The organism is Achromobacter sp. 77 (assembly GCF_020541125.1).
Taxonomy (GTDB): Bacteria; Pseudomonadota; Gammaproteobacteria; order Burkholderiales; family Burkholderiaceae_B; genus Achromobacter; species Achromobacter mucicolens.
On record NZ_CP059848.1, the window covers coordinates 5,104,890 to 5,131,699 of the forward strand.

Below are 26,810 nucleotides of genomic sequence, written 5' to 3' on the forward strand. Positions count from 1 at the left end.
CCCGTACCGGCGATGAACGCGCCTTGACTATACGAAGGCCGCCGGCAACGGCGAAGTGTCATCTCGGCAGCCCCGCCATCGCGAATGGCGAGGGCGGATTCCGACGGCGGGTTCCGACGGCGGGTTCCGACGGTGCGGCCCGTCAGCCCTGCTGCGACAGAAACCGGACCAGCTTCCCGGCGGTGGCCGACAGCTGCGCCTGGTTGGGAAACACGATGCAAAGCTGGCGCCGGGCCCAATCGTCCGACAGGGGACGCACCACCACGTCCAACGCCTGCAGGTAGAGCTCGGCCACCTGCTGGGGCATCACGGCAATGCCCAGGCCCGCGTGCGTCATGCGGCACAGCGCATCCAGGCTGGCCACCCGGATCTTCACCGATAGCGTCTTGCCCAGTTCGGCGGCCCGCGCCGCCAGCAGCTGCGTCAATGCGCTGTTCTCGCGCAGGCCGACAAAGGTCTCGTCGGCGATGTCCTGCAGGCTGAGCTGCCGCGCCGCCGCCTTGGGGTGCCCGGACGGCAGCATCACCGCCAGCCGGTCGCGGCGGTAATCCAGCTGTTCCAGCCCGTCCGCGCCAGCGATCCGGTTGCAGATGCCGAAGTCCGCCGCGCGGTCTCGCACCATGCGCAGCACGTCGGGGCTGTGCTGCTCTTCCAGGTCGATATCCACGTCGGGAAACAGGCGCTGAAACGCCGCCACGTCCTCGGGCAGGAACTGCACGATGGCCGACAGGTTGGCCACCACGCGCACGTGCCCTTTCACGCCTTCATAAAAGCGCGACAGCTCCGCCCCCATCGCCTCGACATCGCCGATGATCTGGCGCGCGTGGCGCAGGACGGTCTGTCCGGCGGGCGTCACCGAGACGCCGCGCGTATGGCGCGCGATGAGCGGCAGGCCGATCAGCGCTTCCATGTCCGCAATGCGGCGGCTGACGGCGGACGGCGCGATGAATTCGCGCTCGGCCGCCCGCGCGATGCTGTTCTCCTGGCACACCGCCACAAAAAGGCGCAGTGAGGTCAGGTCGAGTTTGCGTAGGATGCTTTCCATGGCGGATCGGACGAGAGCGGCGGGGACGGCCCCCGCATCGACCGGGGGATCGTACACCACGCCCCTCGCGGTATGGGACGGGAGGTCCCGCCGCGTAAACGGAGGCCATCCGCGCCGCCGGCGCCCGGCGTCGCGCTCAGGCCGCCAGCCGGTCCGCGCCGCCGCCGCGATACCGCTCCCACAGCCCGGCCTGCCGGACGCGAGCCTGCTCGACGCTCTTTTCCTTCACATGCCCATACCCCCGGATCGCATCCGGCACGTTGGCCAGTTCCAGCGCCACATCGCGATTGCCGGCGTCCAGCGTGCGGGCAAATTCGTCCGCCAGCGCCAGATAGTCAGCCGCGAGCTGGCGTTCCATGCGGCGCTCGGCCGTTCTGCCGAACACGTCCAGCCACGTGCCGCGCACGCGCTTCAAGGGCGCAAGCAGCCGGAATGCCGATTCCATCCAGGCGCCGTACGCGCGCTTCTGCAGCCGCCCGCGCGCATCGCGGCGCGCCAGGATGGGCGGCGCAAGGTAGTAACGCAGCGTGTAGTCGCGGCCCGGCTCGCCCTCGAACTGCGCGCGCAGCCGGTCCTTGAATGCCGGATCGGCATGCAGCCGCGCCACCTCGTATTCGTCCTTGTACGTCATGAGCTTGGCAAGATTGCGCGCCACCGCGCGCGTCACGTCCTGCCGCTTGTCGCCCAGCGCGGCTTCACGCACGCGTACGGACTCTACCGCCGTCAGGAAGCGACGCGCATAGGCCTCGTCCTGATAATCACGCACGTGCGCCGCCAGGCGCTTGACCAGCGCGTCCAGCGATTCCGGCATGGCCACCACCCGCTCGGCCGCCGCGGGGCGCAGCGCGTCCACGCCGCGATGCGCGGCCTGGCGGCCCAGTTCGAAGGCGGCCAGATTCTTGTCCACCGACACGCCGTTGATCTGGATCGCGCGGCGCAAGCTGTCCAGCGACAGCGGCAGTCCGCCCTTTTGCCACGCGTATCCCAACAGCAGCGGATTGGCGTAGATGCTGTCGCCCAGCATGGCCTCGGCCAGCGGGCCGGCCTCCAGGAAGTCGCAATTGCCGCCCGTGCTTTGTGTCAGCGCGGCCTGCGCCTGCGCCCCCGGGAAACGCCACGTGGGCTGCGACAGAAACGCGGCCGTCGGCGCGGCGCTGCTGTTGACCACCGCACGGCCATGATCGGGCCGCAGGCGCGACAGCACCTCGGGCGACGCCGACACCAGGGCATCGCAGCCAATCACAAGGTCGGCCTCGCCCAGCGCGACGCGCGTGGCGTGCAGGTCCTCGGGCCGGTTGGCCAGCTGCACGTGGCTGAGCACCGCCCCGCCCTTTTGCGCCAGCCCGGCCATGTCCAGCACGGTCACGCCCTTGCCTTCGATGTGCGCGGCCGCGCCGATCAGCGCGCCCACCGTCACCACGCCCGTGCCGCCAACGCCGGCCACGACCACGCGATACGCCGCGCCCGGTGCAATCAGAGCCTGGCCGGGCAGCGGGACCTCAGCCAGCGACGGCGCGCCGCCTTGCTTGCCGGGCTTGCGCGGCGTGGCGCCTTCGGCCGTCACGAAGCTGGGACAAAATCCCTCCACGCACGAAAAATCCTTGTTGCACGACGACTGGTTGATGCGCCGCTTCGTGCCCAGTGGCGTATCCAGCGGTTCCACCGACAGGCAGTTCGACTGCACCGAGCAATCGCCGCAGCCTTCGCAGACCGCTTCGTTGATGAAGGCGCGCCGGGGCGGATCGGGATACTCGCCGCGCTTTCTGCGGCGGCGCTTCTCGGTCGCGCAGGTCTGGTCGTAGATCAGCACGGTGGCGCCATCGATTTCGCGCAGCGTGCGTTGCACGTCGTCCAGCGCCTTGCGGTGGTGCACCTCCACCCCCGCGGGCAAGGCCTGCGCGCCCGTGTACTTGTCGGGCTCGTCCGTGACGACCACCGTCTTGACGACGCCTTCGGCCAGCATCTGCGCCGCGATCTGCGGCACGGTCAGGATGCCGTCCACCGGCTGCCCGCCGGTCATGGCGACGGCGTCGTTGTAGAGGATCTTGTAGGTGATGCGCGCGCGCGCCGCGATGGCCGCGCGAATGGCGAGCAGGCCCGAATGAAAATACGTGCCGTCGCCCAAATTGGCAAAGATATGGCGCTCGGACGTGAAGTCCTTCTGGCCCAGCCACGCCACGCCCTCGCCGCCCATCTGGCTGAAGGTGTCGGTATTGCGGTCCATCCACATCGCCATGTAATGGCAGCCGATGCCCGCGACCGCGCGCGATCCTTCCGGCACGCGCGTGGAGGTGTTGTGCGGACAGCCCGAACAGAACCAGGGCTTGCGCTCTTCGACCAGCGTGGGGCGGCTGGCCTCGCGCTCTTTCGCGTCGATGACGGCCAGGCGCGCCGCAATGCGCGCGCGCAACGCGTCGGACAGGTTGGCTTTTTCGAGGCGGGCGGCAATGGCGCGGGCGATCAGCGCGGGCGACAGCTCATACCGCGCCGGCAGCAGCCAGCCGCCGCGCGGCGTGGACCATTCGCCGCCGCCGTTCTCGCGCTCGTCGAACTTGCCAAAGACGCGCGGCCGCACGTCGTCGCGCCAGTTGTACAGCTCTTCCTTGAGCGCGTATTCCAGGATCTGGCGCTTTTCCTCGACGACCAGGATCTCCTTCAGACCCGTGGCGAATTCGCGCGCGTCCTGCGCGTCCAGCGGCCAGATGCAGCCCACCTTCAGCACGCGGATGCCCGCCTGCGCACAGGCCGCGTCGTCCAGCCCCAGGTCGTTCAGCGCCTGGCGCACGTCCAGATACGCCTTGCCGGCCGTCATGATGCCGAAGTGCGCGTTAGGCGAGTCCAGCACCACGCGGTTCAGCTTGTTGGCGCGCACATAGGCCAGCGCCGCATACCATTTGTGGTCCAGCAGCCGCGCCTCCTGCGCCAGCGGCGAGTCCGGCCAGCGAATGTTCAGCCCGCCTGGCGGCAGGCTGTCTTCGGGCAGCACGATCCGCACGCGTGACGGGTCAACGTCCACCGAGGCGCTGGACTCCACCACGTCCGTCACGCATTTCATCGCCACCCACAGACCCGTGTGGCGGCTCATGGCCCAGCCATGCAGGCCGTAATCCAGATACTCCTGCACGTTGGACGGGTACAGCACCGGAATGCCGCTGGCGATCAGCACATGTTCGGACTGGTGCGCCACTGACGAGGACTTGGCGGCGTGGTCGTCGCCCGCCAGCATCAGCACCCCGCCATGCGCGGACGTGCCGGCCGAGTTGGCGTGCTTGAGCACGTCCACCGACCGGTCCACCCCCGGCCCCTTGCCGTACCACATGCCAAACACGCCATCGCGCTGCGCGCCGGGAAACAGATTGAGCTGCTGCGATCCCCAGACGGCGGTCGCGGCCAGATCCTCGTTCAGGCCGGGCTGGAACACGACATCGTTGTCTTTCAAATGACGCTTGGCCTTCCAGAGCGCCTGGTCCAGGCCGCCCAGCGGCGATCCCCGGTAGCCCGACACATAGCCGGCGGTGTTCAGGCCGGCCGCCTGGTCGCGCTGCTTTTGCATCAGGGGCAGGCGCACCAACGCCTGCGTGCCGCTCAGGTAGACGCGGCCGGTGGGCTGCGCGTATTTGTCGTCCAGCGACAGGCCATGGGTGTCGGCCACGCCAGGGGGTAGAGGGGCGTTCATGGGGGTTGTCTCCTGCAATCTGCGGTGCGGGCATTTACGTGTTTTCCGCAGTGTAGGAACGCGAGGAGCCATCGTATATTCATATATTCGACTAGCTGGTATGTGAAAAACACATGGCTAATGACGTCACCCTTCGCCAACTTCGGTACTTTGCCGCCGCCGCCCGCACAGGGCGGTTTTCCATGGCGGCGGCCGACGAACACGTGTCCCAATCGGCGGTCACCAACGCCGTGCTGGCGCTGGAGGCACAACTGGGCGTGCGCCTGTTCGACCGCCATGCGCACGGCGTGACGTTGACGCCCGAGGGCCACAACTTCCACCAGCGCGCCCGCGACGTGCTCGACTCCCTGGACGACGCGCTGCGCGAGCCCGGGTTTCAGCGGTATGCGCTGCGCGGCTCGGTGCGGATCGCGGCGTCCTACACGGTGCTGGGGTACTTTCTGCCCGACCTGCTGGCGCGGTTCCGGCGGCGCTATCCGGACGTCGTGCTGGACCTGGTGGATCTGGACCGCCCGCAGATCGAACAGGCCGTGGCAAGCGGCGACGTGGAGCTGGGCGTGGCGTTGCTGTCCAACGTGGACAAGCGCGAGCGCTTCGGCCACCACGTGCTGGTGCGGTCGCGGCGCCAGCTCTGGACCGCGGCCGGGCATCCGCTGACGCAGGCGGCGGCGCCCGCGCTCGCCGACATCGCGCGCTATCCCTACATCCTGCTGGAAATGGACGAGGGCGAACGATCCACGCTGGGTTATTGGCGCGGTCACGGCCTGCAGCCCGACATCGCCTTTCGCACACGGTCAATGGAGGCGCTGCGCGGCCTGGTCGCGCATGGCTTTGGCGTCACGATGCTGTCGGACATGGTTTACCGGCCCTGGTCGCTGGAGGGACGCAAAATCGAAGCCGTGCCCATCACCGACGCCGTGCCGCCCATGGAGGCCGGCCTGCTGTGGCATCCGCGCGCGGCCATGGCCAAGCCGGCCGAGGCCTTCCGGCAGTTCATGATTTATGCGTGCGGCGGATGACGCCAGCCGGCGCCGCAGGCTGACCGGCCCTACACCAGCACCGCACCCTTGCGCCGCGTGAACTGCGCCAGCGACCGCAGTGCCAGCGCGTGCATGGCGGCGACCGACGGCAGCAACGTCTCGTCCTTGCGCGTCAGCACACCGACGATGCGTTCGACCACGGGTTCGGCCAGCGGCACAAACGCCAGCCCGCTGCCGGCCGCGGGCCGCGCCAGCACCGGCAGCACCGTCACGCCCAGGCCGCCCACCACGCTGGCCAATAGCGAAGCCCGGTTGGATACCACGATCGCCGGGTCGTCGATGCCGCTGCCCAATTGACGGTTCTTCAGCGTTTCAAAGGTGGCGTTGCCGATCAGCCGCTCATCGGCCAGCGCCGCCCAGGACACCGGGCCGCGCCGCCGCGCAAGCGGGTGGCTTTTCTTGCAGACCAGCCCGAAGGCGTCCCGCGCCACGGGTGTGAATGCCACCTCGTCCGTGCGCGGGGCCTGCCCGGCCACGCCCACCTGCACCTCGCCTGCCAGCACCAGCCGGTGCACTTCGGGCGAGGTTTCGTCCAACGCGCGGATCCGCACGTCAGGATGGGTACGCGCAAAGCGCGCGAGCAGCCGCGGCAGCCACTCGTCGGCCAGCGACGGCATGACGGCCATCGCCACCGGCCCCTGGCTGCCCGTGCCGAACTGCCGCGCCGCGTCCAGCACCCGGTCATGCGTGGCCAGCAATTCGCGAAACAGCGGCGCCACCGCCTGGCCCAACGCCGTCAGCTGGGCGCGCTTGCCGGGTTCAAAGAGCGGCGCGCCCAGCTGTTGCTCCAGGTCCTGCATGGCGGCCGACACCGCCGCCTGCGACCGGAACGTGCCCTGCGCGGCGACGCGAAAACTGCCGTGGTCGGCGGCCAGCAGGAACTGGCGCAGGTGCTGAATCTTCAGGGAAGTAGGCATGGGAAAAGCCGCCTTGAATTCGGATTTTCTGAAATTAGCTCACGTTAATTTGGATTGTCAAAATCGCACGCAGCGTCGAACAATGGGTTCGTCATTCATCCCCACGATTTCGGAGCAAGTGCATGTCGCTGCAAGTGCGCAAGGTAGTCAGTTACGTCGAGAAAACCCTCATTGAAGGCGGCCGCGCGGCCGAGCGTCCGCTGGTGATGATCGTGGCTGCCGCCGTGATCCGCAATCCGTGGGCTGGCCTGCCGTTTCAGGAGGACCTGCGGCCCGGCATCCTGGAAGCCGCGCCGCCATTGGGCGAACTGCTGGTCGGCGAGATCCTGCGCCAGGCCGGTTCGGCGGACAACATCGAGGCCTACGGCAAGGCCGCCGTCGTCGGCACCGCGGGCGAAGTCGAACATGCGTCCGCGCTGATCCACACGCTGCGTTTCGGCAACTTCTACCGCAACGCAGTGGGCGGCACCAGCTATCTCAGCTTCACCAACATGCGCGGCGGACCGGGCTGCGTTATCTCCGTGCCGCTGATGCACAAGCTGGACGAAGGCCTGCGCTCGCACTACCTGACGGTGCAGACCACCATCAACGACGCGCCGGCGCCCGACGAGATCGTGATCGCGCTGGGCGCGGCCACCTCGGGCCGTCCGCATCACCGCATCGGCAATCGCTATTCAGACATGAAGGAACTGGAGCAGGAAGCACAGGAGGCGCGCGCAAAATGACCATGCAACGGCGGCGCACCGGCCGCGGCGAACCTCTGGTCCTCTTGCACGGCGTCGGCCTGGACCACACGCTGTGGGACGACCTGGCTCCCTTGCTTGAGCCGGACTTCGACGTGCTGCGATATGACCTGCTGGGCCACGGCGCCGCGCCCGCGCTGCGCGGCCCGGCGGACATCCAGGACTTCATCGCGCAACTGGATGCCGAACTGGACCGCGCGGGCTGGCAACACGCGACCGTGCTGGGCTATTCCATGGGCGGCCTGATCGCGGGCGCCTACGCGGCGGCCCGCCCCGAACGCGTCAGCCGGCTGGTGCTGCTGAACACGGTGTTCCGGCGCACGGACGAAGAAGCCGCCGCCGTGCGCGCCCGGCTGGATGCCGCGGCCACGCAAGACCCCGAAGCTGCCGCCAAGGTGTCGCTGACGCGTTGGTTCACGCCGGCCTTTCAAGCCGCGCACCCCGCGCGCGTGGCGCAGATCGAACAGCGCCTGCTCGGCAACGACCGCCAGAGCTTTCTGTCCGCGTACGCGCTGTTCGCGTTGGGCGACCCGCTGCTGGCGCAGGCCGCGCCAGACATTGCCTGCCCCGTGCTGGTCATGACCGGCGAGCATGACGTCGGCTCCAACCCGCGGATGACGCGAGACCTGGCGCGCGCCCTGCCCCGCGCCTGCGCCCGCGTCGCCCCCGGCCAGCGTCATATGCTGCCGGTGGAGGAACCGGGCACGGTGGCCGCCGCGCTTCGCAGCTTCGTGTCGGCGCCTCCGGTGGTGGCCAATCCCGCGCAGACGTCCTCGACGCAGGCGCATGCCGCAAAGGCCTAGCCGACGCCATCGCCACACTGATTTCCCCCGAACCCTGACATCGTCCGCCGACAGAGACGATGCGCGACAACCCCGCCACGACGCGGGGACGGAGACAAGACACATGGACCGCAGAACCCTCATCAAGACCCTGGCGGCAATGTCGCTGGCCCCGCTGGGCGCCGCCGCCCCGCGGCTGGCCGCCGCGCGCGAAGCGCCCCTGCGCGTGATCGTGCCGTTCCCGCCGGGCGGCGGCACCGACGTGCTAGGCCGCGTCATCGCCGCCTCGCTGGAAGGCGCGATGGATCGTCCCGTGGTCGTGGAAAACAAACCCGGCGCCAGCGGCATGCTGGGCGCGGACTACACGGCCAATGGCGCGAAAGACGGCAGCATGCTGCTGTTTGCCGGCCTGGTGCCGTCGGTGCGCTACTACGCCCGCCCGCCCGAAGACGTGCTCAAGCAGCTGACGCCCGTCTGCCCCATTGCGCGCTCGCCCTACATGGTGGCGGTCAATAGCGACCTGCCCGCCAAGACGCTGGCCGAACTGGTCGCGCAGGCGCGGCGCGAGCCCAAGGCGCTGACCTTTGGCACGCCCGGCAACGCCACGCCCCAGCACCTGGCCACCGAACTGCTGCAAGCCGCCTGCGGCATCGAGATGCTGCACGTGCCATATCGCGGCACCGGCCCGATGATGACCGACCTGCTGGGCGGCCAGATCCAGGTCGTGGTGGCCACGGTGGCCGCGGTCGAACCGTATCTGAAGAGCGGCCGCCTGCGCGTGCTGGCCGTGACCAGTCCGCAGCGCCTGCCGAAATATCCGGATATTCCCACCGTGGCCGAAAGCGGCTTTGCGGGATTTTCGGCGCAGATCCAATTCGGCACGTACTGCGCGGCGGGCACGCCCGAGGCCACCATCGCGGCGCTGAACCAGGGCATCAACCGCGCCCTGAAAACCGAATCCGTCCACACCAAGCTGGCCGAACAGGGGTTTGAGCCCACGGGCGGCACGCCGGCGCAACTGCAAGAAGCGCTGCTGGCGGAAATCCGGGACGTGGCCGGATTGGTGAAGGCGGGCAAGGTGCGGGTCGACCTCTGAGGTGATGGCCGCCTGGGCAGGCGGCCCTGAACCGGCCGGGCCCGCGCCCTGCCCGGCGCCCACTCCCCGGGACCGGGGGGCCGCTTGCACCCGCGCCCTTGCCGGGAGTAAATTGTTGACAATTCAGCGCGTCAATCGCGCTTTCTTCCGAAAATACCCCCTTTAACGGAACGAATTGTCAACACCATGAGCAAAGTGCTCACCTTGGCGGGCGCGCAGGCGGCCGATGGCGCCCCCGCTGGCGAACCCATCGGCGAAACCCTGTCGGACCACATCTTCCGCAAGATCCAGTCGGCCATCGTCAAGGGCGAGATCGCCCCGGGCAGCAAGATCTCCGAGCCCGAGCTGGCGCGCATCCACGGCGTCAGCCGCGGCCCGCTGCGCGAGGCCCTGCACCGGCTGGAGGGCCAGAAGCTGCTGGTGCGCGTGCCGCACGCCGGCGCGCGCGTCGTGTCCCTGTCGATCCAGGAATTGATCGAACTCTACGAAATCCGTGAATCGCTGGAAGGCACCGCCTGCCGCCTGGCCGCCGAACGCATGCCGCCGTCGGAAATCGACGAGCTGCGCGGCGTGCTGGAAGCGCACGAACGCGACGAAGCCTTCCAGGCCGGCCTGGGCTATTACCAGCAGGAAGGGGATTACGATTTCCACTACCGCATCGTCAAGGGCAGCGGCAACCAGATGCTGTTTCGCATGCTGTGCGACGAGCTTTATCAGCTGGCGCGCATGTACCGCATCCAGTATTCGACGACGCCCAATCGCCCGCGGCAGGCCTACGCCGAGCACCACCGCATTCTGGACGCCATCGCCGACGGCGACGGCGAGCTGGCCGAACTCCTGATGCGCCGGCACATCCGCGCATCCCGCATCAACATCGAACAACAGATCGCGCAAAGCACCCAACAGCGCACGGAGGCATGATGAACAAGTCGTACCGCAAGAACCTGCCCGGCACCCGCCTGGACTACTTCGACGCCCGCGCGGCCGTGGAGGCCATTGCGCCCGGCGCGTATGACGGCCTGCCCTACACGTCCCGCGTCCTGGCCGAAAACCTGGTGCGCCGCTGCGATCCCGCGCTCTTGACCGACGCGCTCAAGCAGCTGATCGAACGCCGCCGCGATCTGGACTTTCCGTGGTTTCCGGCGCGCGTGGTCTGTCATGACATCCTGGGCCAGACCGCGCTGGTGGACCTGGCGGGCCTGCGCGACGCCATTGCCGACAAGGGCGGCGACCCGGCCAAGGTCAATCCCGTGGTGCCGGTGCAGCTGATCGTGGACCACTCGCTGGCCGTCGAATACGACGGCAACGACCCGGACGCCTTTGCCAAGAACCGCGCGGTCGAAGACCGCCGCAACGAAGACCGCTTCCATTTCATCGACTGGACCAAGCAGGCCTTCGAAAACATCGAAGTCGTGCCGCCGGGCAACGGCATCATGCACCAGATCAACCTGGAGCGGATGTCGCCCGTCATCTACACGCAGGACGGCGTGGCCTTCCCCGACACGCTGGTCGGCACCGACAGCCACACGCCGCACGTGGACGCACTGGGCGTCATCGCCATCGGCGTGGGCGGCCTGGAAGCTGAAAACGTCATGCTGGGCCGCGCGTCGTGGATGCGCCTGCCCGACATCGTCGGCGTCGAACTGTCCGGCCGCGCGCAGCCCGGCATCACCGCCACCGACATCGTGCTGACGCTGACCGAATTCCTGCGCAAGGAAAAGGTGGTGGGCGCCTATCTTGAGTTCTACGGCGAAGGCGCCTCCAGCCTGACGCTGGGCGACCGCGCCACCATCTCGAACATGGCGCCCGAATACGGCGCCACCGCGGCGATGTTCTCCATCGACCAGCAGACCATCGACTACCTGCGCCTGACCGGCCGCGAGGACGAGCAGATCGCGCTGGTGGAAAACTACGCCAAGACCGCCGGCCTGTGGTCCGACAGCCTGAAGACCGCGCAGTACGAGCGCGTGCTGCGCTTTGACCTGTCTACCGTCGTGCGCACGCTGGCCGGCCCGTCCAACCCGCACCGCCGCCTGCCGGTGTCCGACCTGGCCGAGCGCGGCATCGCCGGCGTGGTCGAGAACCAGCCCGGCCTGATGCCCGACGGCGCCGTCATCATCGCCGCCATCACCAGCTGCACCAACACCAGCAACCCGCGCAACGTGATCGCCGCGGGCCTCTTGGCGCGCAACGCCAACCGCGCGGGCCTGGCGCGCAAACCCTGGGTCAAGAGCTCGCTGGCGCCCGGCTCCAAGGCCGTCCAGCTTTATCTGGAAGAAGCCGGCCTCACGCACGAACTGGAACAACTGGGCTTTGGCGTCGTGGCGTTTGCCTGTACCACGTGCAACGGCATGTCAGGCGCGCTGGACCCGAAGATCCAGCAGGAAATCATCGACCGCGACCTCTATGCCACCGCCGTGCTGTCCGGCAACCGCAACTTCGATGGCCGCATCCACCCGTACGCCAAGCAGGCCTTCCTGGCCTCGCCGCCGCTGGTCGTGGCCTATGCGATTGCCGGCACCATCCGTTTCGACATCGAACGCGACGTGCTGGGCGTGGCCGCCGATGGCCGCGAGATCCGTCTGAAGGACATCTGGCCCAGCGACGAAGAAATCGACGCGATGGTCAAGTCGGCGGTCAAGCCCGAGCAGTTCCGCAAGGTCTACGCTCCCATGTTCGGCATCAAGGACGACCGCCAGACCGCCGTCAGCCCGCTGTACGACTGGCGTCCGCAAAGCACGTATATCCGCCGTCCGCCGTACTGGGAAGGCGCGCTGGCCGGCGAACGCACGCTGCGCGGCATGCTGCCGCTGGCCGTGCTGGGCGACAACATCACCACCGACCACCTGTCGCCGTCCAACGCCATCCTGATGGACAGCGCCGCGGGCGAATACCTGCACAAGATGGGTCTGCCCGAAGAGGACTTCAACTCGTACGCCACGCACCGCGGCGACCACCTGACCGCGCAGCGCGCCACCTTCGCCAACCCGAAGCTCTTCAACGAAATGGTGAAGAACGCCGACGGCACCGTGAAGCAAGGCTCGCTGGCGCGCGTGGAGCCGGAAGGCCAGGTCATGCGCATGTGGGAAGCCATCGAGACCTACATGGACCGCAAGCAGCCGCTCATCATCGTGGCCGGCGCCGATTACGGCCAGGGCTCGTCGCGGGACTGGGCCGCCAAGGGCGTGCGCCTGGCCGGCGTGGAAGCCATCGTGGCCGAAGGCTTCGAGCGCATCCACCGCACCAACCTCATCGGCATGGGCGTGCTGCCGCTGGAATTCAAGCCGGGCGTGAACCGCAAGACGCTGGCGCTGGACGGCACCGAAAGTTACGACGTCATTGGCGAGCGCAAGCCGCGCGCCGACCTGACGCTGGTCATCCACCGCCGCAACGGCAGCACCGAACAGGTGCCCGTGACCTGCCGGCTGGACACCGCCGAAGAAGTGTCCATCTACGAAGCCGGCGGCGTGCTGCAGCGCTTTGCCCAGGATTTCCTGGAAGCCGCTTCCGCGTCGGACGCCGGCAAGCTGGCCTGACCCGCGCCGTAAAGACCGGCGGGCGGTTGCATCGCCCGCCGCCCTACTCCGATACTTCAGGATCGTTTCATGTCACATGCTCCCCAAACCAAGATCGCCGCCACCTACATGCGCGGCGGCACCAGCAAAGGCGTGTTCTTCAAGCTGGACGACCTGCCCGAATCGGCCCGCGTGCCGGGCGCGGCGCGCGACGCGCTGCTGCTGCGCGTGATCGGCAGCCCCGACCCCTACGGCAAGCAGATCGACGGCATGGGCGCGGCCACCTCCAGCACCAGCAAGACCGTCATCGTCGCCAAAAGCACGCGCCCCGGCCATGACGTGGATTACCTGTTCGGCCAGGTCTCCATCGACCAGCCCTTCGTGGACTGGAGCGGCAACTGCGGCAACCTGTCCGCGGCGGTCGGGCCCTTTGCCATCACCAACGGTCTGGTCGACGCCGCCCGCATCCCGCAGGACGGGATTGCCATCGTGCGCATCTGGCAGGCCAACATCCAGAAGACCATCGTCGCGCACGTGCCCATCACCGGCGGCGCGGTGCAGGAAACCGGCGATTTCGAACTGGACGGCGTGACCTTCCCGGCCGCCGAAGTGCGCCTGGAATTCATGGACCCGGCCGAGGAAGGCGATGGCGGCTCCATGTTCCCCACGGGCAACCTGGTGGACAACCTGGAAGTCCCGGGCGTGGGCACGTTCAAGGCAACGATGATCAACTCTGGCATTCCCACCATCTTCCTGGAAGCCGACGCGCTGGGCTACAGCGGCACGGAACTGCAGGACGCCATCAACGGCGATGCCGCCGCGCTGGCGCGCTTCGAGACCATCCGCGCGCACGGCGCCGTTCGCATGGGACTGATCAAGGACATCGCCGAGGCGGCCAGCCGCCAGCACACGCCCAAGGTGGCCTTTGTTGCCTCCCCGAAGGAATACGTGTCCTCCAGCGGCAAGAAGATCGGCACGGGCGACATCGACGTGCTGGTGCGCGCCCTGTCGATGGGCAAGCTGCACCACGCCATGATGGGCACCGCGTCCGTGGCCATCGCCACCGCAGCCGCGGTGCCCGGCACGCTGGTGAACCTGGCGGCGGGCGGCGGCGAGCGCGACAACGTCTGCTTCGGCCACCCGTCGGGCACGCTGCGTGTCGGCGCGCAGGCGCAACTGGTCGATGGCGAATGGAAAGTGACCAAGGCCATCATGAGCCGCAGCGCGCGGGTGCTGATGGAAGGTCGGGTGCACGTGCCGCGCGAGGGGTTCTGACCCCGCTTTCTTCGTGTTTGAAGCGCAAACGGGGCAGATTCTGCCCCGTTTTCTTTTGGTGCTGAAAGCCTCGGGTTCTGGCGCGGTCCCCTAAAGTCGTCCCCTGCATCTGCCGTTAGCGGGTTGCGGCCGGGGGTTTCCTGGCCGACTTGCAACCCGCCGGCCTTCCCCGCCGGCGTATCCAGTACACGAGCATGAAGATAACGTCGCTGCGCAACCGCATTTTGCTTATTACCTGTTTTACGGTGGTGGGAGCCCTCACGCTTTCTGGCCTCATCACCTACCAGATCGTGCGCGACAACATGATGTCCACCATCGCCGCCACGTTGGACGCCGTGGCCTCGGGCAACGCCAGCGCCATCGAGCGCTGGTCGGCTGACAAGGCGCAGGCGGTCGACGCCACCGCGAAAGTGGTCGAAAAGGGCGATCCCCGCGGCCTGACCCAGCTGATGGGCCAGACCAATGGCTTTCCCATCACCACCATCGGCTGGTCGGACAAGACCTTCTTTTCCACCACCAAGACCGCGGCGGATTACGATCCGACCGCCCGGCCCTGGTACAAGAGCGCCGTCGCCGCCGGCAAGCTGACGGTCACCAAGCCTTATGGCGATTCCTCCACCGGCGTGCTGTACGTCGCATTCACCGCGCCGATGATCCGCAACGGCCAGACGGCGGGCGTGCTGAGCGGCGCGGTGCCGCTCGATGGCGTGAAGGACATCATCAAGGCCATCCACCCCACGCCATCCAGCAGCGCCTTCGTGGTGGCGACCGACGGCCAGGTGATTTCGCACCTGAACGACAAGCTGGCGCTCAAGCCGTCGACCGACATTTCCCCGGCATTGACGGCCGATGTCGTGGCATCTCTGGCCCGCGACGGCGCCGCCCCCGCCGACATCATGCTGGATGGCGCGCAAAAGCTGCTGAAGGCGCGCCGCGTTCCCGGCACCGACTGGTATCTGGTCGTAGCGCTGGACAAGGCCGAAGCCACGGTCGGCCTGACGCAGGTGCTGCACGCAACCCTGATCTCGCTGGTCGTCCTGACGCTGATCGCCGTGACCATCGCCAGCGTGATCACGTCGCGGGCGTTCAAGCGCCTGTCCGCCGTGCGCGACGCCATGGACACCATCGGCTCGGGCGACGGCGACATGACGCACCGCCTGGCCGTGGTCGGCCACGACGAGGTCGCGCAGATCTCGGCCTCGTTCAACGCGTTCGTGGAAAAGATCACCCACGTCATGCGCGAAGTGCGCAGCGGCGTGCATTCGATGAGCGCCGCCACGCGGGAGATCGACATGGGCAACCGTGATCTCTCGCAGCGCACGGAAACGTCGGCCGCCTCGCTCGAGGAAACCTCTTCGGCGCTGACCGAACTGGCGTCCAGCGTGCGCCAGACCGAGGAAACCGCCGAGCACGCGACGCGCCTGGCCGACGAAGCCAGCGCTGTCGCCGCCCGCGGCGGCCAGGTGGTCAACGACGCGGTCAGCACGATGGACGAGATCTCGAAGTCGTCGCAGCGCATTACCGAGATCATTCGCGTGATCGACGGCATCGCGTTCCAGACCAACATCCTGGCGCTGAACGCGGCGGTCGAAGCCGCCCGCGCGGGCGAACAAGGCCGCGGCTTCGCGGTGGTGGCCGGCGAAGTGCGCACGCTGGCGCAGCGCAGCGCCGCGTCCGCGCAGGAGATCAAGACGCTGATCGAGGCGTCCGTCCAGAACGTCAAGAGCGGCACGCAGCGCGTGCAGGCCGCGGGTTCGACCATGACCGAGATCGTCGACGGCATCAACCGCGTGCAGCGGATGGTGAGCGAGATCCACGGCGCGATGGCCGAACAGAGCACGGGATTGGGTCAGATCGACCGCTCGGTCGCCGACATGGACCAGGCCACGCAGCAGAATGCCGCGCTGGTCGAGCAGTCCACGGCGGCATCCGGCATGCTGAGCGACCAGGCGCGCGTGCTGGCCGATGCGGTGGCGCGGTTCAAGCTGCGCGAGGAAGAATCGGCGGGTTCGGCCAGGCTGATCGCGCTGCCCGCCTGATCGCGGGCGGGCTTGGCGGGGTCCGGGGCGGGGTTTACTTCGCCGCGGGATCGCCCGCCGCGGGAACGCCCGCCGCGGGAACGCCCGCCGCGGGAACGCCCGCCGCGGGAGCGCCCGCCGCCGCTGTCCCCACCTGCTTGAGCACGGCAACGGCCGTCGCAACGACCTGGCCGTCCGTGCTCAGCTCTCCTTGCATGAACACCAGCGAGGACGTCGCCCGCGCCACGCGGCCGCGCACTTCCAGAAATTGCCCCTCGCGCGCCGCCGCCAGAAAATGCGTGTCCAGCTGCACGGTCACGCAGGCGCGCCGGCCCAGCGCTTCCCACGCGATCGCGCTGATGCCGTGATCCAGCAACGCCGTCAGCAATCCGCCATGCACCACGCCAGCCGGATTCAGATGATCGGCGGTGGCCAGGAGGCCATACGCCCAGCCCTCGTCCTCCTTGCGCACCCACAACGGCCCGATCAGGCCCGCAAAGCCCGCAAGCCCTCTTTTGCGCCACCCTTGCGGCACGGGCGGTTCGACATCCGGTTGCGTGGTCATGCGCTCAGCTCCTGGCGGCCATCAGTTGCGACAACGCGCGCGACTCGTCCTGGAGCGCGCGCGCCAGCGATTCGACGCGCGCCGCGTCAAGCTGTTCGGCCAATCCCGCGGCCACCAGCGCATGCGTCAGGCGCTGGTGGCTGTCGAAGACGGGCACCGCGATCACGACGACGCCGTTGATGTAGTTGTTGCGGTCCACGCTGTAGCCTTGTCGGCGCACCGCGTCCACGTCGGCTTTCCAGGCCGAAAACTCGGGCGCCTGATCCCAGCGCAAGGCCTTGAAGCGCCGCTCCAGTTCCTTTTCCGACAAATCCGCAAAGGCCGCGACGAGCCGGCCGGTTGCGCTGATCAGCGCGGGAAAGCGGCTGCCCACGTCCACGTGCAGCCGGAACGGCGCATTGGACCGCGACAACGCCAGCACGACCATGTGATCGCTGCCTGACACCTCGACGCCGATCGCGGTGACGCTGGCCGCGTTGGCGATCCGGTCCAGCACGGGTTGGGCCAGCGCGGGAAACGGATTGCTCTCGATCACGCTGCGCGCCAGCGTCAGCATGCCCACACCCAGGCTGTAGCGCTTGGCGCCGGGATCGACCTTGACCAGGCCTTCTTCCACCAGGACGCGAAGAATGTGCAGGCAGGTGCTGGTCACCATGCCCAATTCCTGCGAGATGGCCTTGAGCGTCATGGGCTCGCCGCCCCGCCCGAGCAGGCGCAGGATCGCAATCGATCGCGTCACGGCCGGAACGGGCCGCACGCGCGGGCCGGCGGCGGCAGGGTCCGGGGTACTGGTTTCACTCATCGGCTTCTCCGTTTTTTATTGCGGCAAGCATACCGTGCGGCGACCACGTCGCGGGTCCGCCCCAACGCATCATAATTGTATATATACAATTAATGAACTCCATTGACAATTTATTTGGCGGCGCGCATAGTGAGTTCCACAGGTTGCCGACCCACACAGGTACGACGAAATGACCAAGCTGACCGATACCCTTTCCTATGCGGACGCCCAGGCGCTTTGCGCCCCCGACAAGCTCTGGGAGCTTTTCGACGGCAACCGCGAGCACATGAACATCGCGCACGAATGCATCGATCGGCACGCGGACAAGGCCGAGCCGGCGATCATCCTGGTGCGTGCGGCGGGCGGGGACGAAACCTACTCGTTCCGCCAGATCGCCGAGCAATCCTCGCGTTTTGCGCACTACCTGACCGAACAGGGCATCCGCCCCGGCGACCGCGTGGCCGTCATGCTGGAACCGTCGCTGCCGTTCTACGTGGCCATGTTCGGCGCCATGAAGATGGGCGCGATCGCCGTGCCGCTGTTCACGCTGTTCGGCCCCGACGGCATCCGGCTGCGCGTGCAGGACTGCCAGCCGCGCATGCTGGTGACCAACGCGGAAAAAGCGCCGCTGGCCGCGGGCGGCGAGGACATGCGCGTCGTCATCGCCGACGAGGCGTTTCTCGGCACGCTGGCCGCCTATCCGTCGCACTACGAATGCCGCACGCGCGCCGACGATCTGGCCATCTTCCAGTACACGTCCGGCACGACCCGCGAGCTGCCCGACGCCGTCAAGCACACGCACCGCGCCCTGGTGACGCTGATGCTGGCCGCGCTGTACGGCACCGGCATCCGCCCCGGCGACCGCTACATGTGCCCGTCGTCGCCCGCCTGGGGACATGGGCTGTGGCACGGCACGCTGGCGCCGCTGGCCCTGGGCGTAACCATCGGCGCGTATGCCGGCAAGTTCAACGCCGAGCGCCTGCTGCAGGCCTTGCAGGAACACCGCTTCAACAACATATCGGCTGCCGCCACCCATTACCGGATGATGCGCAACAGCGGCGCGGCCGGGCGCTACCGCTATCACCTGGACAAGGTGTCCTTCACCGGCGAACCCATCGACAGCGAGACCGCCGCCTTCGTGGAAGCGACCTTCGGCCGGCCGGTCTGCAGCATGTACGGCACGACCGAGATCGGGGTGTGCCTGGTCAATTACCCCGGCGCGCCGGACTTCACCGTCAAGGCCGGCTCGCTGGGCAAGCCCGTGCCGGGATTGCGCGTCGAGGTCCAGGACGCCAACGGCCAGCCCTGCGCGCCCGGCGAAACCGGCGAGCTCAAGCTCTGGCGCCGCGACGCATGGGTCGCCACCAAGGACCTGGGCCGCGTGGACGAAGACGGCTACTTCTGGCACGGCGGCCGCGCCGACGACGTCATCATCTCGGCCGGCTGGACCATGAGCGCCGTCGAGATCGAAGACGCCATCCTCAAGCACCGCGACGTGGCCGAGGCCGCCGCCATCGGCGTGCCCGACCCGCTGCGCGGCCAGGTCGTCAAGGCCTTCGTGGTGTCGGCGCGCCAGGGCGACGACACCTTCGTGGAAGAAATCCAGGACGCCGTGCGCAGCCGCCTCGCGCAGCACGAGTATCCGCGCCAGGTGGTGTTCGTGGCCGAACTGCCCAAGACGCCCGCCGGAAAGATCCATCGCAAGAAATTGCGGGAGCAAGAGCTTGCGACCGCCCACACCACGCCCGCCGGGGCCGCCCACGCCTAGGGCAGTCCGGCACAGGCCATCTTCAAAACCAGGAGACATCATGCTGACCCAGACCAAGACCGAACGCAGCTTTCCCAAGATCACCGAACGCGGGCTGGACGAGCTGCGCGAACGCATCGGCGTGAAGATCGGCGCCACCGCCGAACCGTGGTGCTACGAGGCCACGCGCGACAACATCCGCCACTACGCCCACGGCATCGGCGATGACAACCCCCTGTGGTCGGACCCGGAATACGCGGCCAAGACCCAGCACGGCGGCATCATCGCGCTGCCCAGCTTTCTCTTTGCCACCAGCCGCATCGTGTCGGGGTACGTGGGCGGGCTGCCCGGCGTGCACGCCATGTGGTCGGGCGCGGACTGGACCTGGCACAAGACCGTCAAGCGCAACGACACCATCTCCACCGAAGCGCACCTGAAGAACCTGATCGAGCACCAGACCCGCTTTGCCGGCCGCGCCGTGCAGCAGATCTATCACGTGGACTTCTTCAACCAGGACGGCGACAAGGTCGCCGAGGCCGACAGCTGGTGCTTTCGCACCGAACGCGACCACGCGCGCGAACAGGGCAGCAAGTACGCGGAAGTCCGCGCACGCGAGCCGCGCCGCTACAGCCCCGAGGAAATCAAGGAAGCCTACAAGCTCTACGCCCAGGAAGAAGTCCGCGGCGCCACGCCGCGCTACTGGGAAGACGTGAAGGAAGGCGACGAACTGCCCGTGATGTTCAAGGGCCCGATGACGGTGACCGGCTTCATCGCCTTCGCGCAAGGCTGGGGCGGCCTGTACATCCGCGCCAACAAGCTGGCGTGGCAGCTCATCGACGCGCATCCGGGCGTGGGGATCACCAACCGCTTCGGCATTCCCGACGTGCCCGAGCGCGTCCACTGGGAAGAAGACTTCGCGCTGGAAGTCGGCGCGCCCGGCGCCTACGACTACGGTCCCGAGCGCAACTCGTGGCTGACCCATCACCTCACCAACTGGATGGGCGACGCGGGGTTCCTGCGCAAGTCCACGTGCAAGATCCGCCGCCACAATCCCGAGGGCGACATGCTGTTCTTCAAGGGCAAGGTCGTGCGCAAGTACGTCGAAGACGGCCGGCACCTGGTGGAAATCGAACAGGAAGCGCGCAACCAGGACGACGAGCTGTCCGTACTGGGCTCCGGTGTGGTCGAATTGCCTACCCGCGCCTGACCGGCGGCAACCCCCAGACGAGGTGGGCGATGTCTGATTCATCGGAACAAGCTGCACCCAGCCCCGCGCCGCGCGCGCGGGGCGCGTTGGACGGCCTGCGCGTCATCGACCTGTCGCGCGTCCTGGCCGGCCCGCTGTGCTCGCAAATGCTGGCGGACCAGGGCGCAGACGTCATCAAGATCGAGCCGCCCGGCGGCGACGAGACCCGCAGCCTGGGGCCGCCAGTCAACGAAGCGGGCGATGCGGCCTACTTCACCGCCGTCAATCGCGGCAAACGGGCCATCGGGCTGGACCTGTCCCGGCCCGCCGGCCGCGACGTGCTGTTTGCGCTGCTGGCCGATGCCGATGTCCTGATCGAAAACTTCATCCCCGGCACGATGGCCAAATGGGGGCTGGACTACGAGGCGGACCTCAAACCCCGCTTTCCCCAGCTGATCTACTGCGCCATCACGGGCTTTGGCGACGACGGCCCGCTGGGCGGCCTGCCCGGCTACGACGCCGTGCTGCAGGCCATGTGCGGCCTGATGAGCATCAACGGCGAACCGGCCAGCGGCCCGACCCGCATCGGCGTACCCATCGTCGACCACCTGACCGGCTACACCGCGCAGTCCGGCATCCTGCTGGCGCTCTACCACCGGGCGCGCACCGGCCTGGGCCAGCGGGTCGAGGTCACGCTGTTCGACACCGCGCTCAGCCTGCTGGTGCCGCACGCCGCCAACTGGATGCACACGCAGCAAACGCCCGGCCTCTTGGGCAGCGCGCATCCCAACATTGCGCCGTACGACCGCTATGCCTGCCGCGATGGCGAGATCTTCCTGGGCGTGGTGAACGACCGCCAATTCCGCCGCTTCTGCGACTACGCCGGCCTGACGGCATTGCCCGACGACCCGCGCTTTGCCACCAACCGGTCGAGGCTGGCGCACCGCGACGCCTTGCGCGACGCCATCGAACACGCGCTGGCGACGCGTTCACGGGACGCGCTATGCGCCGAGCTGATGCAGCTGGGCGTACCGGCGGGCCCGGTCAACAGCGTGCCCGAAGCCTTTGCGCAGGCGCACACCGCGCATCGCGGCATGCGCGTGGATCGCGATGGCTATCACGGCATCGGTCCGGCAGTCCGGCTGTCGCAGGCGCCCGCGCGCGTCAAGCGCCCGCCGCCCGCCTATGCGCAACACACCGTCGAGGTCCTGCGGGAGGCCGGCTTCGACGACTCACAAATCGCGGCGTTGCAGGAACAGGGCATCCTGCCGCGATGGCCGCCTCCCAAGCCCTAGCCGCACCCGCATGCAGCACACCATAAAAAACGAGGAGACCACCATGAAGACCATACGCCTCATCGCCGCGCTCGCGGCGCCGCTGCTGTTCGCGCAACCTGCCTGGGCCGCCGACAGCTATCCCTCCAAACCCGTCAAGATCATCGTCCCCTACCAGGCCGGCCAAGGCACCGACGTCGCCGCCCGCTACCTGGCCGAATACCTGGCCCGTGACCTGGGCCAGCCGTTCATCGTGGAAAACCGCCCGGGCGCTGGCGGCAACATCGGCGCCTCCGAGGTCGCGCGCGCCGCCCCGGACGGCTACACGCTGCTGATGGGCACCAACGGCACGCATGTGCTGAACCAGTACATGTACGCGTCCACTAACTTTGACCCGGAGAAAGACTTCACGCCGGTCATGCTGGTCAGCTCGTTTCCCATGGTGCTGCTGACCACGCCGTCCTCGCCCTACGCCAGCCTGGCCGACCTGCGCAACGCGTCCAAGGCCAAGCCCGACAGCGTCAACGTGGGCATGCCCAGCACCACCGCGCGCCTCGTCTACGAACTGCTCAAGCAGCAGGGCGTCAACAGCATCCGGGGCATTCCCTACAAGGGTTCGGCCACCGCCACCACCGATCTGATGGGCGGTCAGGTGCAGCTCGGCATCGACACCGTCAGCGCCGCGCGCTCGTTCATCACCAGCGGCAAGTTGCGTCCGCTGGCGGTGACCTCGTTGAAGGAGTCGGCCCTGCTGCCCGGCGTGCCTTCCGTGGCGGCGCAGGGGCTGGACGGCTTTCAGGTGATCGCCTGGAACGGCCTGTATGCGCCCAAGGGCACGCCGCCCGCGGCCGTGAAGCGGCTGAACGACGACCTGACCAAGATCCTGGCGCGTCCGGAAGTCCGGCAGAAGCTGCTGGACCTGGGCCACGAACCGGGCGGCGGCACGCCCGACGAACTGGCGGCCTTCGCCCGCAGCGAACGGCTGAAGTGGCAGCCGCTGATCGTGCAGGCGGGCTTGAAGGCGGAATGATGCGCTGACGGCCGGCGGCGGGCGGCCCTGTCCGGACTGCGTTACGGCTGGACGGCGGCAAGCCGCTTGCTGCTTGCCGCGACGGCGGCCATCGCCAGCCCGCACAGCACGGCGGCCAAGACAAACGTCGCGCGCAGCCCGGCCGCCAGCGCGGCGGGCGGCGCATCGGCCAATGACGCGGCCCCGGCGCCCGCGGCGAACACCGCGCCCATTGCCGAGGCGCCCGTGATCAGGCCCAGGTTGCGCGAAAGATTCAGCATGCCCGACACGGCGCCGCGCTCGCTGCCGCCTGCGGCCGCCATCACCGCCGTGTTGTTGGCTGCCTGGAACAGCGCGTACCCCGCCGTCATCGCGGCAAGCGCCGCGACGTAACCCGTCACGCCGAATGCCAGCGCGGCGGCCGGCAGCGCGGCGCAGGCGCCGCCCACCGCGCCCAGCGAAAGCAACGTCATCGGCCGGCTGCCGAAGCGATCCACGCAGCGGCCCGCCGGCACGCCGGCCAGCGCCGCCACCAGCGGACCGCAGGACATCGCCAGCCCGACCTGCACGGCGCTCAACCCCAATGCTCCCGACAGATAGAACGGCCCCACCACCAAGGTCGCCATCATCACCGTGGCGACCAGCGCATTGGCCGCAAAGCCGCCCGCCAGCAATGGGTTGCCGATCATGGCCGGCCGCACCAGCGGCTGCGCCGTTCGCGCCTGCGCCCACATGAACAGGCCTGCGCCGCCCGCCGCCGCAGTCAGCAGAATGACATTGAGCCCCCCAAAACTGCCACGCCCAAGCGTCATGGACAGCGCATAGGCGGCCAGCGTCAGCGCCAGCAGCACGCTGCCCGGCCAGTCGAAGCGAACCGGTTGATGCGCGGCACGCTGCGCATCGCGAGGCAGGTGCCGCCAGGCCAGCCAGAACGCCAGCAGCCCCAGCGGCAGATTCACCAGGAAGATCGCCCGCCAACCCACCCCGGCGATCAGGGCGCCGCCCAGCGTCGGCCCGAGCGCGGTGCCGGCCGCCGACATCGTGCCCAGCAGACCCATGGCGCTGCCGGCCCGCCCCTTCGGCGCCGCCTCGCCCGCAAAGGCCATGGCGAGCGTCATCAACACGGCCGCGCCCATGCCCTGCGCGGCGCGCGCGGCCACCAGCGTCCACAGGCCGGGCGCCACCCCGCACAACACCGACGCGGCGGTAAACCACGCCAGCCCGGCCAGCATCAGTCGCCGCCGGCCGATCAGGTCGCCCAGCCGCCCGGCGCTGACGACCGCAATCGTGATGGCCAGCAGATAAGCCAGCACGACCCACTGCACCGACTGGAAGGGCGCGCCGAATGCCTGCGTGAATACCGGCAGGCCGACATTGGCGATGCTGGTGCCCAGCGAAGACAGCAGCATCGCCAGCGACAGGCAGCCCAGTAGCGCCAGACGGGGCTGGGATGGCGAGGGATCGGAAATCGGCATGATGGCGTCCTGAATGAAAGAGACAGGACACCAGCGTAGGCCGCAATATCACCTGGCGGAAGGCGCAGCATTTGCAGCTAATACCTGCACGCGGCGCCATGCCAAATGTCAGCGCGCCGGCCGCCGGCGTGCTACGTTTGCCGCATGTCCACGCCCGACCTGAACCTTCTCATCACCCTGGACGCGCTGCTCGCGGAAGGCAGCGTGGCCGGCGCCGCCCGCCGGTTGCGCCTGAGTCCCTCCGCCATGAGCCGCGCGCTGGCGCGGCTGCGCGACGTCACGGGCGATCCGCTGCTGGTGCGCGCCGGGCGCGGATTGGTGCCCACGCCCCGTGCGCTGGCGCTGCGCGAGCAGGTCGGCGGGCTCGTCCGGGACGCGCAGGCCGTGCTGCGCCCCACCGAAACGCTGGATCCCGCGGCCCTTGTGCGCACCTTCACCCTGCGCGTCACCGACGGCTTCGTGGAGAACTTCGGCGCGCGCCTATTGGCCCGCATCGACACGCAAGCGCCGGGCGTGCGGCTGCGCTTCCTGCAGAAACTGGACAAGGACAGCGCGCCGCTGCGCGACGGCGCCGTGGACCTGGAGACCGGCGTGGTGGGCCAGTCAGCCAGTCCCGAGTTGCGCACGCGCGCGCTTTTCCAGGATCGTTTTATCGGGGTCATGCGCGCGGGCCATCCGCTGGCCCGCGGCAACGTCACGCTGACGCGCTACGTGAACGCCCGCCACATTCTGGTGTCGCGCCGCGGGCGCGAATCCGGCCCGATCGACGAGGCGCTTTCGCAAGCCGGCCGCGCGCGGCAGGTCGCCACGATTGCCAGCGGTTTTTCCACGGCGCTTGCGCTAGTGCGCGACACCGATCTGATCGCCACGGTGCCGGACAGGCACACTGCCGCGCTACGCGCGGGCATGCGCAGCTTTGCGTTGCCCTTCTCGATGACGCCCTTCACGGTGTCGATGTTGTGGCACCCCAGGATGGACGGGGATGCCGCCCATCGCTGGCTGCGCGGCTGCGTGCTGCAGGCCTGCGGGGGAGACGGGGCCGCCTAGGTGGAGCCGCCTAGGGTGACGGCCCCAGGCGCGTTTCACCCGCCGCTACGGCTTCGGTGCGCTGGCCACCAGCGCGTCGAACTGCTTGTCCAGTTCCGCCAGCGAATCGCGGATGTGCGCGCGGCGCGCCTTGATCCACTTGTCCTGCGAAGCCAACTGCTCGCGCGCCTCCTGGATCATGCGGTCCATCTCCTTGGGCTGCGGGCCGCCGCTGGTGGCGCGGTTCTTCACGATGGCCACGGGATCCAGCGTCGCGCGGAACTCGGCTTCGCTCATCGGCAGGTCCGTGCCGTACTTGGAATCCTTCATGGCGTCCGCATAGATGCGGCGCGCCTGTTCGTACGGAAAATCCAGCGGCTTGATGTTGTTGGCCTTGGCGTACGACACCACCTCGGACGCAAAATGATGGCCCGCGCGGAATGGCAGCTTGTATTTGTGCATCAGCACGTCCGCCAGTTCCTGCGAGGCCGTCCAGTCGCTGTTCAGCTCTTCCAGCGCGCGGTCCGGGCTGATGACCATCGCCTTGAGCACGCGGTCCCAGCGCTTGAGCGCAGAGATCGCGCTGTCGACCATCGCGGAATTCTGCTTCACGTCCTTGGGATCGCTCATGCCCGGCGTGATGTTGTGCGTCTGCAGCACGGGTCCCATCGCCAGCGTCACCGCGGTGGAGGCGTCGCTGCGCGTGTCGTTGAGCAGGCCCGGATTGCGCTTTTGCGGCATGGCGCTGGACACGTAGGTATTGCCGCCGCCTTCCTGCAGCAGGATCCACGGACGCGACTGCGCATACTGCGTCATCACGTCTTCGACGAAATTGCCGGTACGCAGCGCGATGCTGGTGACGATGGACGCGACCTCGACCGGCTGGTCCATGGACGAGATCTGCGAGGCGTCGTAGGCGTTGTCGACCAGCGCCTCGAAGCCCAGGTATTGCGCCATGCGCTTGCGGTCCAGCGGCCAGCTCGTGCCGTTCAGCACGGTTGTGCCCATGGGCGAGCGGTCGATGCGCACGTAGGCCTCGCGGATGCGCTGCGCATCGCGCGCCAGGCCTGCCGCCTGACCCAGCAGGTAGTGTCCGTAACTGTTGGGCTGCGCGGCCACGCCATTGGTGTAGTTGGGAACGATGGTGCCCGCATGCTTGGCGGCCAGCTCGACCAGCGTGGTCGACGTCGCGTTCAACTGGTCGGCCAGTTCCAGCAGCTTGTCGCGCAGGATCGCGCTGCGATAGGTGGCGTGCATGTCCTGGCTGGAACGGCCCGCGTGCAGCAGGGTCACATCCTCGCCCGCGGCCTTGATCAGCAGAGGCTCGAAGGTGATGACCGTGGCGGGCCGCTTCGCACCGGGCTGATTGCCGTCGCTGATGACCCTGGCCACGCCGGCGGCAATCCGCGGCGCCATGGACTTGTCGAGCAGGCCTTCGTCGGTATTGATCACCGCGGTGGCCTTGTTGATTTCTCCCAACCAGAAGAAGGGGTCGCGGGGCGGATTTTGCTGCGCGGCGGCGGCGTTCGCGGCCAGCGATAGCACCAGGGCGGCGCCCAGGGTCGGAAGCATCTGTCTCATGGCGTTCTCGTTATAGGGGTGGCCAGACAGTGTATCGAAGCGCGATGCCGCCGGACACC

General features: G+C 68.3%; 20 protein-coding genes. 13 read left to right on the top strand and 7 right to left on the bottom strand.

Annotated features, from left to right (window positions below):
* Nucleotides 1-142: 142 nt before the first annotated feature.
* Nucleotides 143-1,045, bottom strand: coding sequence for a LysR substrate-binding domain-containing protein (locus H4P35_RS23555; protein ID WP_226847191.1), 903 nt, complete (start codon nt 1,043-1,045; stop codon nt 143-145).
* Nucleotides 1,046-1,181: 136 nt separating this feature from the next.
* Complete coding sequence (locus tag H4P35_RS23560; RefSeq protein WP_226847192.1) at nt 1,182-4,721, bottom strand: indolepyruvate ferredoxin oxidoreductase family protein; 3,540 nt, start codon at nt 4,719-4,721, stop codon at nt 1,182-1,184.
* A 113-nt stretch (nt 4,722-4,834) separates the two neighbouring features.
* Between H4P35_RS23560 and H4P35_RS23565 the strand changes: the two genes are divergently transcribed.
* On the top strand, nt 4,835-5,740 hold the full coding sequence (locus tag H4P35_RS23565; RefSeq protein WP_226847193.1) for a LysR family transcriptional regulator: 906 nt from the start codon (nt 4,835-4,837) through the stop codon (nt 5,738-5,740).
* Between the two features lie 29 nt (nt 5,741-5,769).
* Here H4P35_RS23565 and H4P35_RS23570 read toward each other — a convergent pair whose 3' ends face one another.
* The gene (locus tag H4P35_RS23570; RefSeq protein ID WP_223573124.1) at nt 5,770-6,678 is read right to left on the bottom strand and encodes a LysR family transcriptional regulator; all 909 of its coding nucleotides are present in this window, start codon (nt 6,676-6,678) and stop codon (nt 5,770-5,772) included.
* A 122-nt stretch (nt 6,679-6,800) separates the two neighbouring features.
* Between H4P35_RS23570 and H4P35_RS23575 the strand changes: the two genes are divergently transcribed.
* The 7 genes from H4P35_RS23575 to H4P35_RS23605 all read left to right on the top strand — a co-directional run bounded on the left by H4P35_RS23575 (nt 6,801) and on the right by H4P35_RS23605 (nt 16,128).
* Nucleotides 6,801-7,403, top strand: coding sequence for an amino acid synthesis family protein (locus tag H4P35_RS23575; protein ID WP_056325045.1), 603 nt, complete (start codon nt 6,801-6,803; stop codon nt 7,401-7,403).
* The gene (locus H4P35_RS23580; RefSeq protein WP_226847194.1) at nt 7,400-8,224 is read left to right on the top strand and encodes an alpha/beta fold hydrolase; all 825 of its coding nucleotides are present in this window, start codon (nt 7,400-7,402) and stop codon (nt 8,222-8,224) included. The genes H4P35_RS23575 and H4P35_RS23580 overlap by 4 nt, the downstream gene beginning before the upstream one ends.
* 103 nt (nt 8,225-8,327) lie before the next feature.
* A complete protein-coding gene (locus H4P35_RS23585) occupies nt 8,328-9,299 on the top strand; it encodes a tripartite tricarboxylate transporter substrate binding protein (protein ID WP_226847195.1) in 972 nt (323 codons plus the stop codon).
* A gap of 186 nt (nt 9,300-9,485) precedes the next feature.
* Nucleotides 9,486-10,220, top strand: coding sequence for a GntR family transcriptional regulator (locus H4P35_RS23590; protein WP_226847196.1), 735 nt, complete (start codon nt 9,486-9,488; stop codon nt 10,218-10,220).
* Nucleotides 10,220-12,835 carry a Fe/S-dependent 2-methylisocitrate dehydratase AcnD gene (gene acnD, locus H4P35_RS23595; RefSeq protein ID WP_226847197.1) on the top strand — a complete coding sequence of 872 codons (2,616 nt, stop codon included), beginning with the start codon at nt 10,220-10,222 and terminating at the stop codon, nt 12,833-12,835. The genes H4P35_RS23590 and acnD overlap by 1 nt, the downstream gene beginning before the upstream one ends.
* Before the next feature lie 69 nt (nt 12,836-12,904).
* Entirely contained in the window at nt 12,905-14,089 is a 1,185-nt protein-coding gene (gene prpF, locus H4P35_RS23600) for a 2-methylaconitate cis-trans isomerase PrpF (protein ID WP_128829017.1), read from the top strand.
* Between the two features lie 194 nt (nt 14,090-14,283).
* Entirely contained in the window at nt 14,284-16,128 is a 1,845-nt protein-coding gene (locus H4P35_RS23605; protein WP_180097703.1) for a methyl-accepting chemotaxis protein, read from the top strand.
* 34 nt (nt 16,129-16,162) lie between these two features.
* Here the strand turns inward: H4P35_RS23605 and H4P35_RS23610 are convergent, their stop codons facing one another.
* Both H4P35_RS23610 and H4P35_RS23615 read right to left on the bottom strand, forming a co-directional pair.
* Nucleotides 16,163-16,672, bottom strand: a complete 510-nt coding sequence (locus H4P35_RS23610) for a PaaI family thioesterase (protein WP_226847198.1) — start codon at nt 16,670-16,672, stop codon at nt 16,163-16,165.
* A gap of 4 nt (nt 16,673-16,676) precedes the next feature.
* Nucleotides 16,677-17,474 carry an IclR family transcriptional regulator gene (locus H4P35_RS23615; RefSeq protein WP_081259812.1) on the bottom strand — a complete coding sequence of 266 codons (798 nt, stop codon included), beginning with the start codon at nt 17,472-17,474 and terminating at the stop codon, nt 16,677-16,679.
* 169 nt (nt 17,475-17,643) lie between these two features.
* Here H4P35_RS23615 and H4P35_RS23620 point away from each other — a divergent pair, with 169 nt between their 5' ends.
* The 4 genes from H4P35_RS23620 to H4P35_RS23635 are packed head-to-tail and all read left to right on the top strand — an operon-like array spanning nt 17,644 to nt 22,690.
* Nucleotides 17,644-19,221, top strand: a complete 1,578-nt coding sequence (locus tag H4P35_RS23620) for an acyl-CoA synthetase (protein ID WP_226847199.1) — start codon at nt 17,644-17,646, stop codon at nt 19,219-19,221.
* Between the two features lie 40 nt (nt 19,222-19,261).
* On the top strand, nt 19,262-20,407 hold the full coding sequence (locus H4P35_RS23625; protein ID WP_226847200.1) for a MaoC family dehydratase N-terminal domain-containing protein: 1,146 nt from the start codon (nt 19,262-19,264) through the stop codon (nt 20,405-20,407).
* Between the two features lie 29 nt (nt 20,408-20,436).
* A complete protein-coding gene (locus H4P35_RS23630; protein WP_226847201.1) occupies nt 20,437-21,681 on the top strand; it encodes a CaiB/BaiF CoA-transferase family protein in 1,245 nt (414 codons plus the stop codon).
* 43 nt (nt 21,682-21,724) lie between these two features.
* Nucleotides 21,725-22,690 (top strand): tripartite tricarboxylate transporter substrate binding protein, encoded by a 966-nt coding sequence (locus H4P35_RS23635; protein ID WP_152382672.1) that lies wholly within the window; start codon nt 21,725-21,727, stop codon nt 22,688-22,690.
* Between the two features lie 41 nt (nt 22,691-22,731).
* Here H4P35_RS23635 and H4P35_RS23640 read toward each other — a convergent pair whose 3' ends face one another.
* Entirely contained in the window at nt 22,732-24,144 is a 1,413-nt protein-coding gene (locus H4P35_RS23640; protein ID WP_226847202.1) for an MFS transporter, read from the bottom strand.
* Nucleotides 24,145-24,288: 144 nt separating this feature from the next.
* On the opposite strand from H4P35_RS23640, the gene H4P35_RS23645 reads away from it, so the two are divergent.
* Nucleotides 24,289-25,191, top strand: coding sequence for a LysR family transcriptional regulator (locus H4P35_RS23645; RefSeq protein WP_226847203.1), 903 nt, complete (start codon nt 24,289-24,291; stop codon nt 25,189-25,191).
* Nucleotides 25,192-25,236: 45 nt separating this feature from the next.
* Here H4P35_RS23645 and H4P35_RS23650 read toward each other — a convergent pair whose 3' ends face one another.
* Nucleotides 25,237-26,751: an argininosuccinate lyase gene (locus tag H4P35_RS23650; RefSeq protein WP_226847204.1), complete on the bottom strand. Its 1,515-nt coding sequence runs from the start codon at nt 26,749-26,751 to the stop codon at nt 25,237-25,239.
* Nucleotides 26,752-26,810 lie beyond the last annotated feature (59 nt).